The sequence below is a fragment of the Dinoroseobacter shibae DFL 12 = DSM 16493 genome (assembly GCF_000018145.1).
In the GTDB taxonomy this organism is placed as follows: Bacteria; Pseudomonadota; Alphaproteobacteria; order Rhodobacterales; family Rhodobacteraceae; genus Dinoroseobacter; species Dinoroseobacter shibae.
Genome location: NC_009952.1, coordinates 2,838,935 through 2,853,030 on the forward strand (window position 1 = coordinate 2,838,935; position 14,096 = coordinate 2,853,030).

Annotated in this window: 13 protein-coding genes; 6 read left to right on the forward strand and 7 right to left on the reverse strand. The window is 69.1% G+C overall.

Features of this window, described 5'->3' with window-relative positions:
- Nucleotides 1–273 precede the first annotated feature (273 nt).
- From gcvP to gcvT, 3 genes are all read right to left on the reverse strand, one after another.
- On the reverse strand, nucleotides 274–3,138 hold the full coding sequence (gene gcvP / locus DSHI_RS13600) for an aminomethyl-transferring glycine dehydrogenase (RefSeq protein ID WP_012179341.1): 2,865 nt from the start codon (nucleotides 3,136–3,138) through the stop codon (nucleotides 274–276).
- Between the two features lie 91 nt (nucleotides 3,139–3,229).
- Nucleotides 3,230–3,598: a glycine cleavage system protein GcvH gene (gcvH, locus tag DSHI_RS13605; protein ID WP_012179342.1), complete on the reverse strand. Its 369-nt coding sequence runs from the start codon at nucleotides 3,596–3,598 to the stop codon at nucleotides 3,230–3,232.
- A 13-nt stretch (nucleotides 3,599–3,611) separates the two neighbouring features.
- The gene (gcvT, locus tag DSHI_RS13610; protein WP_012179343.1) at nucleotides 3,612–4,697 is read right to left on the reverse strand and encodes a glycine cleavage system aminomethyltransferase GcvT; all 1,086 of its coding nucleotides are present in this window, start codon (nucleotides 4,695–4,697) and stop codon (nucleotides 3,612–3,614) included.
- A 192-nt stretch (nucleotides 4,698–4,889) separates the two neighbouring features.
- Here gcvT and DSHI_RS13615 point away from each other — a divergent pair, with 192 nt between their 5' ends.
- On the forward strand, nucleotides 4,890–5,894 hold the full coding sequence (locus DSHI_RS13615; protein ID WP_012179344.1) for an aldose epimerase family protein: 1,005 nt from the start codon (nucleotides 4,890–4,892) through the stop codon (nucleotides 5,892–5,894).
- 81 nt (nucleotides 5,895–5,975) lie between these two features.
- On the opposite strand, the gene uraH is transcribed toward DSHI_RS13615, so the two are convergent.
- Complete coding sequence (gene uraH / locus DSHI_RS13620) at nucleotides 5,976–6,341, reverse strand: hydroxyisourate hydrolase (RefSeq protein ID WP_012179345.1); 366 nt, start codon at nucleotides 6,339–6,341, stop codon at nucleotides 5,976–5,978.
- Nucleotides 6,342–6,735: 394 nt separating this feature from the next.
- Nucleotides 6,736–7,725: a type I glyceraldehyde-3-phosphate dehydrogenase gene (locus tag DSHI_RS13625; RefSeq protein WP_012179346.1), complete on the reverse strand. Its 990-nt coding sequence runs from the start codon at nucleotides 7,723–7,725 to the stop codon at nucleotides 6,736–6,738.
- A 302-nt stretch (nucleotides 7,726–8,027) separates the two neighbouring features.
- Between DSHI_RS13625 and DSHI_RS13635 the strand changes: the two genes are divergently transcribed.
- The 4 genes from DSHI_RS13635 (at nucleotide 8,028) to DSHI_RS13650 (ending at nucleotide 11,846) form a co-directional block, all read left to right on the forward strand.
- Nucleotides 8,028–8,444 carry a universal stress protein gene (locus DSHI_RS13635; protein ID WP_012179347.1) on the forward strand — a complete coding sequence of 139 codons (417 nt, stop codon included), beginning with the start codon at nucleotides 8,028–8,030 and terminating at the stop codon, nucleotides 8,442–8,444.
- A 226-nt stretch (nucleotides 8,445–8,670) separates the two neighbouring features.
- A complete protein-coding gene (locus DSHI_RS13640; protein WP_012179348.1) occupies nucleotides 8,671–9,156 on the forward strand; it encodes a pseudoazurin in 486 nt (161 codons plus the stop codon).
- Between the two features lie 277 nt (nucleotides 9,157–9,433).
- Nucleotides 9,434–10,828, forward strand: a complete 1,395-nt coding sequence (locus DSHI_RS13645) for a cytochrome ubiquinol oxidase subunit I (RefSeq protein ID WP_012179349.1) — start codon at nucleotides 9,434–9,436, stop codon at nucleotides 10,826–10,828.
- Nucleotides 10,829–10,832: 4 nt separating this feature from the next.
- Nucleotides 10,833–11,846, forward strand: coding sequence for a cytochrome d ubiquinol oxidase subunit II (locus DSHI_RS13650; protein WP_012179350.1), 1,014 nt, complete (start codon nucleotides 10,833–10,835; stop codon nucleotides 11,844–11,846).
- A 20-nt stretch (nucleotides 11,847–11,866) separates the two neighbouring features.
- Here the strand turns inward: DSHI_RS13650 and DSHI_RS13655 are convergent, their stop codons facing one another.
- Nucleotides 11,867–12,421: a hypothetical protein gene (locus DSHI_RS13655; protein ID WP_012179351.1), complete on the reverse strand. Its 555-nt coding sequence runs from the start codon at nucleotides 12,419–12,421 to the stop codon at nucleotides 11,867–11,869.
- A gap of 143 nt (nucleotides 12,422–12,564) precedes the next feature.
- Between DSHI_RS13655 and gloB the strand changes: the two genes are divergently transcribed.
- Nucleotides 12,565–13,335, forward strand: a complete 771-nt coding sequence (gene gloB / locus DSHI_RS13660) for a hydroxyacylglutathione hydrolase (protein WP_012179352.1) — start codon at nucleotides 12,565–12,567, stop codon at nucleotides 13,333–13,335.
- Between the two features lie 12 nt (nucleotides 13,336–13,347).
- Here gloB and DSHI_RS13665 read toward each other — a convergent pair whose 3' ends face one another.
- Complete coding sequence (locus DSHI_RS13665; RefSeq protein WP_012179353.1) at nucleotides 13,348–14,076, reverse strand: DUF1194 domain-containing protein; 729 nt, start codon at nucleotides 14,074–14,076, stop codon at nucleotides 13,348–13,350.
- Nucleotides 14,077–14,096 lie beyond the last annotated feature (20 nt).

Here is a 14,096-nt window from a genome sequence, read left to right on the forward strand (position 1 = left end):
AATGACGGCCCCCGGAGTATTTGGACAAAGATGAAGCAGACGGTGGGCGCTCGCCGGTGCCGTCGCCGCGCCTGTCGCGCCGGGCAAGCGCGCCCGCGCATCCTGGCGCTCACCCGGACCGGCGCTGCGACTACCCGCCCCCGACAGGGGGCGGGCCGGGCCCAACGGGAGGCGCTGCGCCCGGCAGTGTGCGGCAACGACGGGCGGGAGCCCCCAGAACCGCGAGAGCGGCCAAGAGCCGCCGGAGACGGCCCTGAAGGCGCCCGGGCCGACCTATTCCGCCGGTTCGGCGTAGTCTTCGACCGGCGGGCAGGTGCACACCAGGTTGCGGTCGCCATAGGCGTTGTCCACCCGGTTCACCGGCGGCCAGTACTTGTCGACCCGGAACGCGCCCGGCGGGTAGCAGGCCTGCTCGCGGCTATAGGGGCGGTCCCAGTCGCCCACCAGATCCTCGACCGTGTGCGGCGCGCGCTTGAGCGGGTTGTTCTCCGCATCCAGGCTGCCCGCGGCAATCGCATCCGCCTCCTCGCGGATCGCGAGCATCGCGTCACAGAACCGGTCGAGCTCGGCCTTGGGCTCGGACTCGGTCGGCTCCACCATCAGCGTCCCCGCCACGGGCCAGCTCATGGTCGGCGCGTGAAAGCCGCAATCCATCAGCCGCTTGGCCACGTCCTCCACGGTCACGCCCGCGATCTTGTCCAGAACCCGCGTGTCGAGAATGCACTCATGCGCCACCCGCCCCTTGTCGTTGGCATAGAGGATCGGGAAGCCCGCGCTCAGCCGCTTGGCCATGTAATTGGCGTTCAGGATCGCCACCTTGGTCGCCTGGGTCAGCCCCGCGCCCCCCATCAAGAGGCAATAGGCGTAGGAGATCGTCAGGATCGACGGGCTGCCATAGGCCGCCGACGCCACCGCCCCCGCGTCGCCGAACCCCGCGCCCGTGGCCGTCGCATGGCTCGGCAGATGCGGGGCGAGATGCGCCTTCACCCCGATCGGCCCCATGCCGGGACCGCCGCCGCCATGGGGGATGCAGAAGGTCTTGTGCAGGTTCAGGTGGCTCACATCGCCGCCCAGATCGCCCGGGGCCGACAGCCCCACCATGGCGTTCATGTTGGCCCCGTCGATATAGACCTGCCCGCCATGGGCATGGGTGATGTCGCAGACCTCGCGCACGATCTCCTCGAACACCCCGTGGGTCGAGGGATAGGTGATCATGCAGCCGGCGAGGTTTTCCGAATGCTGCTCGGCCTTGGCGCGGAAATCCTCCAGGTCGATATCGCCGTTCTCGGCGGATTTCACCACGACGACCTTCCAGCCGACCATCTGCGCGCTGGCGGGGTTGGTGCCATGGGCCGAGGTCGGGATGAGGCAGATATTGCGATGTCCCTCGCCCCGCGCCCGGTGATAGCCGCGAATGGCCAGAAGGCCCGCATATTCCCCCTGCGCGCCGGAATTGGGCTGCATCGACATCGCGTCATAGCCCGTCACATCGCACAGCATCTGCGACAGCTCGGCGATCATCTCGTGATAGCCCGCCGCCTGGTCCGCGGGCGCGAACGGGTGCAGGTTGGCAAACTCCGGCCAGGTGAGCGGCAGCATCTCGACCGTCGCGTTCAGCTTCATGGTGCACGACCCCAGCGGGATCATCGCCCGGTCCAGCGCCAGGTCCCGGTCCGCCAGACGCCGCATGTAGCGGGTCATCTCCGCCTCGGCGCGGTTCATGTGGAAGATCGGGTGGGTCATGTAGCTGCTCTCGCGCAGCATCTCCTGGGGCAGGTGATAGACCATCCGGGTCTTGTCATAGACCATGCCCTCGGCCCCGAAGGCGCGCCAGACCGCCTCGATGGTGCGGCCCAGGGTCAGCTCGTCCAGGGTGATCCCGATCCGGTCCGTGCCGACCTTGCGCAGGTTGACGCCCTCGCGCAGGGCGGCGGCGAGGATCACGCCCTGCATCGACCCCACCTTGACCGTGATCGTGTCGAAATAGTCCTGCGGGTCCACCTTGAAGCCCAGCTCGGTCAGCCCGTCGGCCATGCGCGCGGTTTTCCGGTGCACGGTCTGAGCGATGGCCTTGAGCCCGTCGGGCCCGTGGAACACCCCGTACATGGACGCCATGACCGCCAGCAGCGCCTGCGCGGTACAGACGTTGGAATTGGCCTTCTCGCGGCGGATATGCTGCTCGCGCGTCTGGAGCGACAGCCGGTAGGCCTTGTTGCCGCGCGCATCCACCGACACCCCGATGATGCGGCCCGGCATGGACCGCTTCAGCGCGTCGGTGCAGGTCATGTAGGCCGCGTGCGGGCCGCCATATCCCATGGGCACGCCGAAACGCTGGGTCGAGCCGATGGCGATATCGGCCCCCATCTCGCCGGGGGATTTCAGCAAGGTCAGCGCCAGCGGGTCCGCGGCCACGACGGCCAGCGCGCGGGCGCCGTGCAAAGCCTCGATCACGTCGGAATAGTCGCGCACATGGCCATAGCTGCCCGGGTACTGGAAGAGCGCGGCAAAGACCGCCTCTGGGTCGAGCGCGTCGACCGCGCCCACGATCACCTCGATCCCCAGGGGCTCGGCCCTCGTGCGGATCACGTCGATGGTCTGGGGGTGGCAATCCTCGGCCACGAAGAAGCCGCGCGCCTTGGACTTCGACGCGCGCTGCGCCATGGCCATAGCCTCGGCCGCCGCGGTGCCCTCGTCCAGCAGCGAGGCATTGGCGATTGGCAGCCCGGTCAGGTCCGCCATCATCGTCTGGAAGTTCAGCAGCGCCTCGAGCCGACCCTGGCTGATCTCGGGCTGGTAGGGGGTATAGGCCGTGTACCAGGCCGGGTTTTCCAGGATGTTGCGCAGGATCACCGGCGGCGTGTGCGTGCCGTGATAGCCCTGCCCGATCAGCGAGGTCAGGACCGTGTTCTTGTCCGCCAGCTCCCGCATCCGGTGCAGGGTGTCGCGCTCGCTCAGGGCCGGGCCGAAAGCCAGCGGATCACGCCGCCGGATGCCCTCGGGCAGCGCTTCGTTGATCAGCGCCTCCAGGGACGGCACGCCGAGCGTGGCGAGCATCTGTCCCATCTCCTTGGGCGAGGGGCCGATATGGCGGCGATTGGCGAAATCGTAGGGCGCGTAGTCCGTCAGCGAAAAACCCATGGTGGTCTCCTTGCGCGAAGCGGCGGGGGCCTGAGGCGGGGTCGGGACCGCCTCGGGCGGGCGTATTTCCGGAACGATAAGGGGCGCGGCCTTACCCGATCAAGGCGGCGTAGCCCTCGGCATCCAGCAGCTCGGACAGCTCACCCGGATCGCTCAGCTTGATCTTGTAGAGCCAGGAATTGCCCTCCGGATCCTCGTTGAGTTCCGCGGGCGTCTCGACCAGCGCCGCGTTGGCCTCCAGAATCTCGCCCGTCACCGGGGCAAAGATGTCCGAGGCGGCCTTGACGCTCTCGACGACGCCGATCTCGTCGCCCTTGACGAAGGTCTCGCCCTCGGGCTGCAGCTCGATGAACACCACCTCGCCCAGTTGCTCGGCGGCGTGTTTGGTGATGCCGATGGTGGCCGTGTCATCCTCGACCTCGATCCATTCGTGGTCATCGGTGTAGTATGTTGTGGGCATCGCGCGGGGCCTTTCAACGTTTATAGCGGTGCGGAACGAAGGGGAGCGGGGTGACCGTTGCGGGCTGGGGCTTGCCGCGCAGGATCACGTGGATCTCGGTGCCGGGGGCGGCGTGGCTGGCGGTCACGTAGCCCATGGAGATCGGCGCCTGGAGCGTGGGGGCGAACCCGCCGCTGGTCACGGTGCCGAGCGGTGTGCCGTCGGGCGCGGTGATCTCGACGCCCGCACGCACGGGCGCGCGCCCCTCGGGGCGCAGGCCGACCAGCCGGCGGGCGGGACCGTCGGCCAGCTCGCCCAGGATCCGCGCGGCACCCGGGAAGCCCCCCTCGGCGCGGCGGCGCTTCGGGATCGAGAACCCCAGCCCCGCCTCGGGCGGCGAGGTGCCCTGGTCGATATCCTGGCCGTAAAGCGGCAGGCCCGCCTCCATCCGCAGGGTGTCGCGCGCGCCCAGCCCGGCGGGCATGGCCCCCCCGGCGATCAGCGCCCGGGCGAAGGCCTCCGCCGCGGTGGCGGGCAGGGAGATCTCGAACCCGTCCTCGCCGGTATAGCCCAGCCGCGACAGGCGCAGATCCTGTCCGTCCCACGCCGCCTGCGCGCTCTGCATGAAGCGCAGATCCTCCGCCGCGGGCACCAGCCCGGCCACCAGCGCGGCTGCCGCGGGGCCCTGCACGGCGATCAGGGCGTGGTCCTCGATGACCCGAAGGGTGCAATCGGGCAGCCCCGCGCGCAGCAGGCCCACGTCCTGGTCCGCCATGGAGGCGTTGGCCACCACATAGAGCCCCCCGGGATCGCGGGTCACGATCAGGTCGTCATAGATCCCCCCCGCCCCGGTGGTCAGCTGGGTATAACGCGCCTGCCCGGGGGCGAGGCTGGTGATGCCGCCGGGCACCAGCCGCTCCAGGGCGGCGGCCGGGTCGTCGCCGGTGATCTCCATCTGGCACATGTGGCTGACATCGAACAGGGCGGCGCCTTCGCGGCAGGCGGCATGCTCGGCCATGATGCCCGTGGGGTACTGCACGGGCATCTCCCACCAGGCGAAGGGCACCATCTTTGCGCCTAACTCAAGATGTAGGGGGTGCAGCGGCGTTTTCTTCAACATGGGGCGCTTTCCGAGGTGAGTCGCCAAGGGGACATCCGTGCCGGTTTCCTATCGGAAACACGCCCCCCCGTGCAAGCCGGGAAGGCGGGCGCGGCGAAATATCCGCCTGCCCGAGCCGACTACCGCGCCTTTGGCGCTTGCATCCGCCCGCGGCCCGCGCCCATCCTGATCCGAACCACGTCCGGAGGCCCCATGTCCGCAGAAATCACCCCGTTCGGGAAGACCGCCCAAGGCACGCAGGTCCACGCGATCACCCTCGCCAGCGACGCGTTGCGGGTGACGCTGCTGACCTGGGGCGCGGTGATCCAGGATGTGCGCCTGACCGGGGTGGCGCAGCCGCTGACCCTCGGGACCGCGGATCTGGCCGCCTATGCCGGGGCGATGAACAGCTTCGGCGCGCTGATGGGGCCGGTTGTGAACCGGATCAAGGGGGCCGCCGCCCCGATCGCGGGCCAGCGCCACGCCTTCGAGGCCAATCTCGACGGCGCCCATACCAAGCATGGCGGCAGCCACGGGCCGCAATACCGGGTCTGGCACCTGCTGGAGAGCAGCCCGACCCATGCCCTGCTGGAGACGGTGCTGCAGGACGGGCTGTCGGGCTTTCCCGGCAACCGCACCCTGCGCGCCGAGTACCGGGTGAACGGCGCCGATCTGGACCTGGTGGTGATCGGCACCACGGACGCCCCGACCCTGATGAACATCGCCAATCACAGCTACTGGAACCTCGACGGCTCCGACAGCATCGCGGGCCATACGCTGCAGATCGCCGCGGACAGGGTGACGGTGAACGGCGACGACCTGATGGTCACGGGCGAGGTCATGGCGGTGGCGGGCACCCGGTTCGACTTCCGCAGGCCCCGCGCGTTCGACCCGGGCCCCGAGAACCGGTTCGACCTGAATTACGTGCTGGCCGATGCCAAGCGGCCCCTGAGCCATGCCTGCACCCTGACCGGCACCTCCGGCGTGCAGATGGAGATGTCCACCACCGAGCCGGGGTTGCAGGTCTTCGATCTGGGCACCTTCACCACCGCGCCCCATCCGGGCCATGCGGGCACGCCCTATCCGCGCTTCGCGGCCATCGCGCTCGAGGCGCAGGGCTGGCCCGACGCGGCGAACCATGCGGGCTTCCCGCCGATCGAGATCGGCCCCGATCACCCCTATCACCAGCACACGCGCTGGCGGTTCCGCCGCCCCTGACACCCGCCGCGCCGCTCGTCCGCCCCTGACACCCGCCGCGCCGCTCGTCCGCCCTGCGGGCGTCCTCGCGCGGCCCGGGGCTCAGCTGCCGCGATAGGTGGAGAACGAGAAGGGCGAGAGCAGCAGCGGCACATGGTAATGCGCCCCCGGATCGCTCATCCCGAAGCGGATCGGGATCTCGTCGAGAAACAGCGGCTCCGCCCCCGCCTGCCCGGTGTCGCGCAGGTAGTCGCCCGCATGAAACAGCAGCTCGAACACGCCGGTGCGGAACTCAGCTTGGGGCAGGATCGGGCCATCGGTGCGCCCGTCGCTATTGGTGTGCTTGGCGGCGACCACCTCGCGCATGGTCCCGTCCAGCCGGTAGAGCACGATATGCATCCCCGCCGCCGGCACGCCCCGCGCGGTGTCGAGCACATGGGTGGTCAGATAACCTGTGTCTTGCGCCATGGCGCTCCCCTTCCTGTGGTCCCGAGGCGGCTCCGCGGCAGACCGCCGCCACAGCGCTCCGGCCCGAGGATCGGGTCACGCGCCGCGCCGGTGCAGCCCCTGCGGATCGCCTGGCAGTAGGCGCAATTCCGACCCCGAAGGGAAGGGAAATCTTGCCCCCCGCACCGCGCCAGGGGCAGGGACAACGGGCCCCGGGCGGGACGCCTCGCGCAGGCGCAGGCGCGCGCTCGGCCACCGGGCCAACGATCTTCGAAGATCGTTGCCGCGCCCGGCCCAGGCCTCTGGTCACGATGCCCGGACCAGCACCGGACCGCGCCGCACGCGCAGCGCCCGGCCCGACGCGCGCCACCTGCCACCGGGCCAACGGTCTTCGAAGACCGTTGCACCGCGCCGCTCAGAACTTCGACATCCGGATGGCCACGTCGAGCATCCGGTTCGCGAAGCCCCATTCGTTGTCGTACCAGCCGAACACCCGCACCATCCCGCCGGCGCTCACCTGGGTCTCCCGCGTCGCCATGATCACGCTCTCGGGCCGCTGGCGCAGGTCCGACGACACCAGCGGCTTGCCCGTCACCCCGATGATCCCGCCCGCGGCCTTCTCCAGCGCCGCGTTCACCGCCGCCACCCCGGGCCGCGCGCGCAGCATCACGCTCAGATCCACCGCCGAGACCGACGCCACCGGCACCCGGACCGCCGCCCCCTGGATCCGCCCCGCCAGCCCCGGCAGCACCAGGTCGGTCAGCGCCTGGGCGCTCGTGGTCGTGGGCACCATGGACAGGGCCGCCGCCCGACTGCGCACCGGGGTGTCCATCGGCATGTCCACCGTGGGCTGGCTGCCGGTATAGCAATGCACCGTGGTCATGTGCCCGGTCTCGATCCCGAACGCGCGGTCCAGCAGGTTCACCAACGGCGCGACCGCATTGGTCGTACAGGACGCGTTCGACACGATCCGGTGCCCGCGCCCCAGCTCCGCGTCATTGGCGCCCAGCACCAGGGTCCAGTCCGCCTGCAGCGACGGCCCCGAGACCAGCACGCGCGCCGCCCCCGCCTCCAGCGCCCGCTCGGCAAAGGCCCGGTCCGAGCCGCGCCCGGTGCACTCCATCACCAGGTCGACCCCCGACAGGTCCCGGTCCCGCAGGTTCGCCACGGTCGAGAACGGGATCCGCCGCCCGTCGACCACCAGCGCCCCGGCCTCCATGCCCACCTCGCCCCGCCAGGGGCCGAACACGCTGTCGTATTCGAAGAGATAGGCGCAGGTCTCCAGCGGCGCGATATCGTTCACGCCCACGATCTGCAGCCCGGGCCAGCCACCGCGGAGCCAGGCCCGCAGGACGGATCGGCCGATCCGACCGAACCCGTTGATGATCACATTGTACTGTCGCATGGGGGGCCTCCTCGCCCCCTGACATGGCCCAAGCGCGCAGCCCGCGCAAGACGCCCTGTCAGCGGACGGATACCCGCCATGCCCCTTCCCCGAGACCGGCAGCGGCACCTGCGCGGACGGGTCGGAAAGATCCGCCATCCGCGCAGGCGCCCCCGCCCCCGGATCGTGCCGCGCCAATCGGACCGGCATATCCCGGCACGACACCGCCCGGCCCACGGCACGGGCGGCGCAGCGCCCTTTGACCGAGATCAGCGACACCGCCCCGCGATGCGCTATGCTGAGGCGCAAGAGAGGAGACCCCCATGTACACACGCATTCTGGTCCCCGTGGACCTCGACAACGCCGACAAGCTGACAAAGGCGCTCGATCTGGCCGGACAGACCGCCAAGGCCCACGGGGCCGAGGTGATCTATGTCGACGTGGTCGACGCCGTGCCCACGACCTCGACCCGCACCGAAGGGCAGAAAGCCGGCGCGCGGCTCGCGCAATTCGCCGCCGACCAGGGTCTGGCCCATGACATCAAGACCCGCGGCCATGTCACCCTGCGCGGCGATCTGAGCCTGAACGTGGGCGCGGACATCCTCAAGGCCGCCCGCGATACCCAGGCCGACCTGATCGTCATGGGCACTCACATGCCCGGCCTGAAGGAGTATTTCCTGTCCTCCAACGCCGGCTACGTCGCCACCCACGCCCCGATCACGGTGACCGTGGTGCGCTGACGCGGCCCCGTCGTCCGGCCGTGGCCCGAACGGGCCGGGCCGGGGGCGTTCGGGACCTATGCGCGGCCGCGACATGGGCCCACGCGCGCACGGAGCGCGCGGCACCCCCTATTTCCGACAATTTTAGTAGACTTCGTACGAGGGTCTGGTAATTGTCGACCGCCAGCTCCGCGCCGAAGGCGCCGAACGCACGCTTTCCAACAACAATCCCATACAGGAGCTTGCCATGACCTCGCGCATGACACGGCGTTTCTTCCTTGCATCCACGGCGGCGGTTTCGGTCGCCAGACCGGCCCTCGCACAGTCCCAGACCGTGGTGGAAATGCTCAACAAGGACCCGGACAACCCCAGGCTGCGCATGGTGTTTTCGCCACGGATCGTGGTCGTGCAGCCCGGCGACACGGTGAAATTCGCCGCCACCGATCCCAGCCATAACAGCGCCTCGATCGACGGGATGCTCCCCGAAGGCGCCGAGGCCTGGAACGGCAAGATCAACGAGGAAATCGTCGTGCCCTTCCCGACACCCGGCTTCTATGGCTACAAGTGCACACCCCACGCCGCCACCGGCATGGTCGGTCTCGTGATCGTCGAGGGCGCGGGCATGATGGCCAATCTCGAGGCGGCGCAAGGCGTCAAACAGCGCGGGCGCGCCGCGAAGGTCTGGGAAGAGATCTGGGCCGAAGTCGCGGAGATGGAGTTCGCCACCTCCTGACGCAGGCGCGGGCCGGCCGCCCCCGCGCCCGCGCTCTTGCGGGCCCATGGCCGACGCCCGCGGGAAGGCGGGGCGCGCGCGCAAACCTCCGGGGCCGCGCCGCGGCTGGCCCCGCCCGCCTCCGATCCGCGCCGCTGCGCGCCGCTGCGCGCGCCCGGAGGCAGGCCACAGGACGGGACAGCGGGTCGCACCCGGGGCGTCTGGACCCGCAAAGCCGCAAGGCTAACTCAGGTCCAAGACCCGAAGACCCGAGCGTAGCCCTCCCGCGGAGTTCCCGATGGACACACTGATCCTGTCGCGCATCCAGTTCGGCGCGAATATCTCGTTCCACATCCTGTTCCCGACGATCACCATCGCGCTCGGCTGGGTGCTGCTGTTCTTCAAGCTGCGCTTCCAGGCCACCGGGGACGGCAAATGGATGGAGGCGTATCGCTTCTGGGTGAAGGTCTTCGCCCTGAGCTTCGCCATGGGCGTGGTGTCGGGCATCACCATGTCGTTCCAGTTCGGCACCAACTGGCCGGGCTTCATGGAGCATGTCGGGAACATCGCCGGGCCGCTTCTGGCCTACGAGGTGATGACCGCCTTCTTCCTCGAAGCCGTGTTCCTGGGCATCATGCTCTTCGGGGTCAGCCGTGTGCCGCCCTGGCTGCACACGCTGGCCACCTTCCTCGTGGCCTTCGGTACCACCATGTCCGCCTTCTGGATCCTGGTGCTGAACAGCTGGATGCACACGCCCCAGGGGTACGAGATCCGCGATGGCGTGGCCTATGCCACCAACTGGCTGGAGATCATCTTCAACCCGTCCCTGCCCTACCGGTTCAGCCATACGTTGCTGGCCTCGGGCCTGACGGTCGCCTTCCTGCTGGCGGGGCTGTCGGCCTTCCGCTGGCTGCGCGGCGACCGCTCCGACGGCGTGCGCGCGGCGATGCGCACGGGCGTGACGCTGGGCGCGCTGCTGATCCCGGTGCAGATCTTCGTGGGCGACATGCACGGGCTCAACACGCTCGAACACCAGCCCGCCAAGGTCGCGGCGATGGAAGGACACTGGGACGGCGACAAGAGCCCGGTGCCGCTGGTGCTCTTTGCCCTGCCCAATGCCGAGACCCGCGAGAACGATTTCGAGATCGCCATCCCCTATCTCGGCTCGCTGATCCTGACCCATTCGCTCGACGGCAAGATCCCCGGCCTGAACGACTTCGTCACCGAGGACGGCGAGGTGCTGCATCCACCCGTGGCCAAGGTGTTCTGGTCGTTCCGGGTGATGGTCGCCACCGGCATGGCCATGCTGGTGATGAGCTGGGCCGCGATGTGGTTCATGCGCCGGGGCCGCGGCATCGAAGGCCTGCCCAAACCGATGCTCTACGGCTTCGTCGCCATGGGCTTTTCCGGCTGGATCGCCACGCTGGCGGGCTGGTACACCACCGAGATCGGCCGCCAGCCCTGGCTGGTGGATGGGGTGCTGCGCACCGCCGACGCGGTGGCGGACGTGCCCGCCGGCATGGTGCTGGGCACGCTTCTGGCCTATCTCGCGGTCTACGCGGCGCTGATCTTCTGCTATATCAGCGTGCTGACCTATCTCGCGGCCAAGGCGGCCAAGGGCGAGCCCACCCGCATCTTCGACACGCCCCGTTCGGGCGAGGCCGAAGTGCGCGCCATCACCCCGGCGGAGTAGGACCATGGGCGCGATCTTCTCCGACCCGGCCCAGTGGTTGCCGCTGACCTTTGCCGCCCTCATGGGGCTCTCGATCCTGATCTACGTGGTGCTCGACGGGTTCGACCTGGGCGTGGGGGTGCTCTTCCCCTTCGCCGAGGACGCCGAGAAGGACCGCATGGTCGCCTCCATCGGCCCGTTCTGGGACGCAAACGAGACCTGGCTGGTGCTGGCCATCGGCATCCTCCTGGTGGCCTTTCCCGCCGCCCATGGCGCGATCCTCACCGCACTCTACTTGCCCGTGGCGATCATGCTGATCGGGCTGATCCTGCGCGGCGTATCCTTCGAGTTTCGCGCCAAGGCCCCGGCCGCCCAGAAACGCGCCTGGAACAACGCGTTCTTCATCGGCTCGATGATGACCTCGCTGAGCCAGGGCTTCATGCTGGGGCTCTACATCATGGGCCTGCAATGGACGGTCTGGACCGTGGGCTTCGCCACCCTGACGGCGGTGTTCCTGACCGTGGCCTATTCCTTCATCGGTGCGACCTGGCTGGTTCTGAAGACCGAAGGCGCGCTGCAACTCAAGGCGGTGGAGTGGTCCAAGGGCGGGATCTGGGGGCTGGTGCTGGGCCTGGGCGCGGTGTCGCTGGCCTCGCCGCTGGTCAGCCCGCGCATCTTCGACAAGTGGTTCTCTTTCCCCGAGATCGTGCTGCTGGCCCCCCTGCCCTTGATGTTCTGCCTGCTGATCGGCCTGCTGTTCGTGGGGCTCAAACGCCTGCCCACCGCCGATGACAGCTTTGCCTGGCTGCCCTTCGCGGCGACCATCGTGCTCTTCATCCTGGCGTTCTTCGGCCTGGCCTACTCGTTCTACCCCTACGTGGTGCCCGAGCAGCTGACGATCTACGAGGCCGCCAGCGCGCCGGAAAGCCTGCTGATCATCCTCGTGGGCACGGTCTTCGTGCTCCCGGCGATCCTGGGCTACACGGTGCTCAGCTACGTGATCTTCCGCGGCAAGGCGCGCGCGCTCAGCTACGACTGAGCCGCCGCCCGGCGCCGGGCTCACATCATCGCGGCGGGCGAGCGTTCGGTGAACACCCGGATGTAATCGCCGGGCGACGACCCCGCCCAATAGACCCAGAGCCGGAACGGATTGTCGGGGTCGATCCAGACCTCGTCGCCCCGCTCCAGCCCGCGCAAGTCGGTGCTGAGATAGGTCACGTCCGTATTGGCCAGGAAATCCGTCGCGTCCATCGTCCCGGGCTGCGCCGCGATGCCGAGGATCGGCGCGTCGAACTCCACATAGCCGTATTGCACCCCGTCGATGCTGTCGAAGAACACGTAATGGCTCGCCACCACCTGCCCCGCCGGGATCACCCCATCCTGTCCGCCGATATCCACCCGGATCGGCGCGGCCAGCGCGATGTTCTGGTCCTCGTCGAAGGCATAGAGGTGATCGGTGTCGAAATTGTCCGCCCCCACGGCAAACCCCGGGCTGGTCTCCAGCTTCACGAAGCTGCCCGCGCCGCTCTGGCGCAGGATTTGCCCGTCGAGCACCACCGCCCCCGCCGTCGCCCCCCAGACCGCCACCGCCAAACCGCCCCATCCTGCGCGCATCCCGTCCCTCCCCGTGACCGCCCCCAGCCTACGGCACGGCCAGCCCCAGGCAAACCCCTGGCGGAAACCCGCGCCGCGGGGCCCCTTGCCAAACCGGCCGCGCTTCGATTGTCTGAGCGCGAACGGACGCAAGGGGGACCATCATGGCACTGGAAATCTACCAATACCCATACGGACCGGGCGCGAATTACGGGGTTCTGCTGCATGACCCGTCCTCCGGGGCCACCGCCTCGGTCGATGCCGGCGACGCCGCCGCCCTGCGCACCGCCCTGAAGAAGACCGGCTGGACCCTGTCGGAGATCTGGATCACCCACCACCATGCCGACCACACCGACGGGGTGGCGGAGATCAAGGCCGAAACCGGCTGCACCGTGATCGGCCCCAAACCCCAGAGCGCGCCGATTGCCGGGGTCGATACCCGCTACGGCGACGGCGACAGGTTCGACTTCTCCGGCCACGAGGTGCGGGTGATCCACACGCCGGGCCACACCATCGACATGATCAACTTCTACCTGCCCGCCGAGGGCGTCGTCTTCACCGGCGACACGCTCTTCGTGATGGGCTGCGGGCGGCTCTTCGAGGGCGACGGGCCGATGATGCATGCCAGCCTGCAGAAACTCGCCGCCCTGCCCGCCGACACGGTGATCTATTGCTCCCACGAATATACCGAGGCCAACGCGGATTTCGCCCTGACCGTGGACCCCGAAAACCCGGACCTCAAGGACAAGGCCGCCCGGGTGAAGGCCCTGCGCGCCCAGGACAAGCCCACCGTGCCCACGACGCTCGCCGAAGAGCTGGCGACCAACCCCTTCCTGCGCGCCCATGACACCCGCATCCGCGCCCATCTGGGCCTGGAAACGGCCAGCGATGCCGAGGTCTTCACCGAAATCCGCCGCCGCAAGGACAATTCCTGACGCGGGCGCCGCTCAGTCCGCCCCGGCCACCCGCCGGGCGGGCGCGTCCGCAGGCACCCAGCCGCCGATCTCCAGGATCAGCTTGCGCCGGATCGCGTCGCCCAGGCTCGCCTCGCTATCGGCGGTGATGACGAAGGCCCCCGGCCCGCCAATGATCCGCTCTGCATAAATCCGCTCCAGGTCCGCGCCGCTGGGCCGCCCGTTGCAGAACCGGCACAGGATCGGCAGGCCGTTGATCGTGATCCCCGCCGCCAGAACCTCCGACCGGGCCTCGGCAATGGACGGCCCGTTCCAGTTGTTCGCGCTGTCGCCGGAAAAATCGATCACCTTGCGCCAGCCCTCATAGGCGTTGGTCTCGATCAGCTCCTTGCCCTTGAGCAGCGCCGAGCCGATCGCGTTGCGCCCGAAGGCCCGGCGCGGCGGCGGCAGCAGGGCCTCGGCAAAGGCCCGGGCGCTCGCCGCATCCGAGATCACCATCCACGGCACCACCACGTCCTCGGTGCCCGCCGCCGCCCATTCCACGTAGGTCACCGCGATCTTGCCATAGGCCGAGCCCTCGATCACCGCCAGGACCGACGGGTCGGTGATCGCCTCGGCATAGCCCTGGCGCTGGAACGCGATCTCCGCCGCGTCGATGGAACCAGACGCATCGGCCAGCAGCACCAGTTCGACCTCCACCTCCTCGGCGGTGGCCAGCTGCGGCATCAAGGCAAGAAGGAGGCCAAGCGCGATCCGTTTCATCCCCTGGAGGTAGCGCGCCC

What these genes read in the sequence shown, in the direction of transcription:
- gcvH (WP_012179342.1), bottom strand. Translation starts at nt 3,598, where the DNA reads ATGCCCACAACATACTACACCGATGACCACGAATGGATCGAGGTCGAG.
- DSHI_RS13650 (WP_012179350.1), top strand. Translation starts at nt 10,833, where the DNA reads ATGGGCGCGATCTTCTCCGACCCGGCCCAGTGGTTGCCGCTGACCTTT.
- DSHI_RS13655 (WP_012179351.1), bottom strand. Translation starts at nt 12,421, where the DNA reads ATGCGCGCAGGATGGGGCGGTTTGGCGGTGGCGGTCTGGGGGGCGACG.
- gcvT (WP_012179343.1), bottom strand. Translation starts at nt 4,697, where the DNA reads ATGTTGAAGAAAACGCCGCTGCACCCCCTACATCTTGAGTTAGGCGCA.
- DSHI_RS13640 (WP_012179348.1), top strand. Translation starts at nt 8,671, where the DNA reads ATGACCTCGCGCATGACACGGCGTTTCTTCCTTGCATCCACGGCGGCG.
- gloB (WP_012179352.1), top strand. Translation starts at nt 12,565, where the DNA reads ATGGCACTGGAAATCTACCAATACCCATACGGACCGGGCGCGAATTAC.
- DSHI_RS13625 (WP_012179346.1), bottom strand. Translation starts at nt 7,725, where the DNA reads ATGCGACAGTACAATGTGATCATCAACGGGTTCGGTCGGATCGGCCGA.
- gcvP (WP_012179341.1), bottom strand. Translation starts at nt 3,138, where the DNA reads ATGGGTTTTTCGCTGACGGACTACGCGCCCTACGATTTCGCCAATCGC.
- DSHI_RS13665 (WP_012179353.1), bottom strand. Translation starts at nt 14,076, where the DNA reads ATGAAACGGATCGCGCTTGGCCTCCTTCTTGCCTTGATGCCGCAGCTG.
- DSHI_RS13635 (WP_012179347.1), top strand. Translation starts at nt 8,028, where the DNA reads ATGTACACACGCATTCTGGTCCCCGTGGACCTCGACAACGCCGACAAG.
- DSHI_RS13645 (WP_012179349.1), top strand. Translation starts at nt 9,434, where the DNA reads ATGGACACACTGATCCTGTCGCGCATCCAGTTCGGCGCGAATATCTCG.
- DSHI_RS13615 (WP_012179344.1), top strand. Translation starts at nt 4,890, where the DNA reads ATGTCCGCAGAAATCACCCCGTTCGGGAAGACCGCCCAAGGCACGCAG.
- uraH (WP_012179345.1), bottom strand. Translation starts at nt 6,341, where the DNA reads ATGGCGCAAGACACAGGTTATCTGACCACCCATGTGCTCGACACCGCG.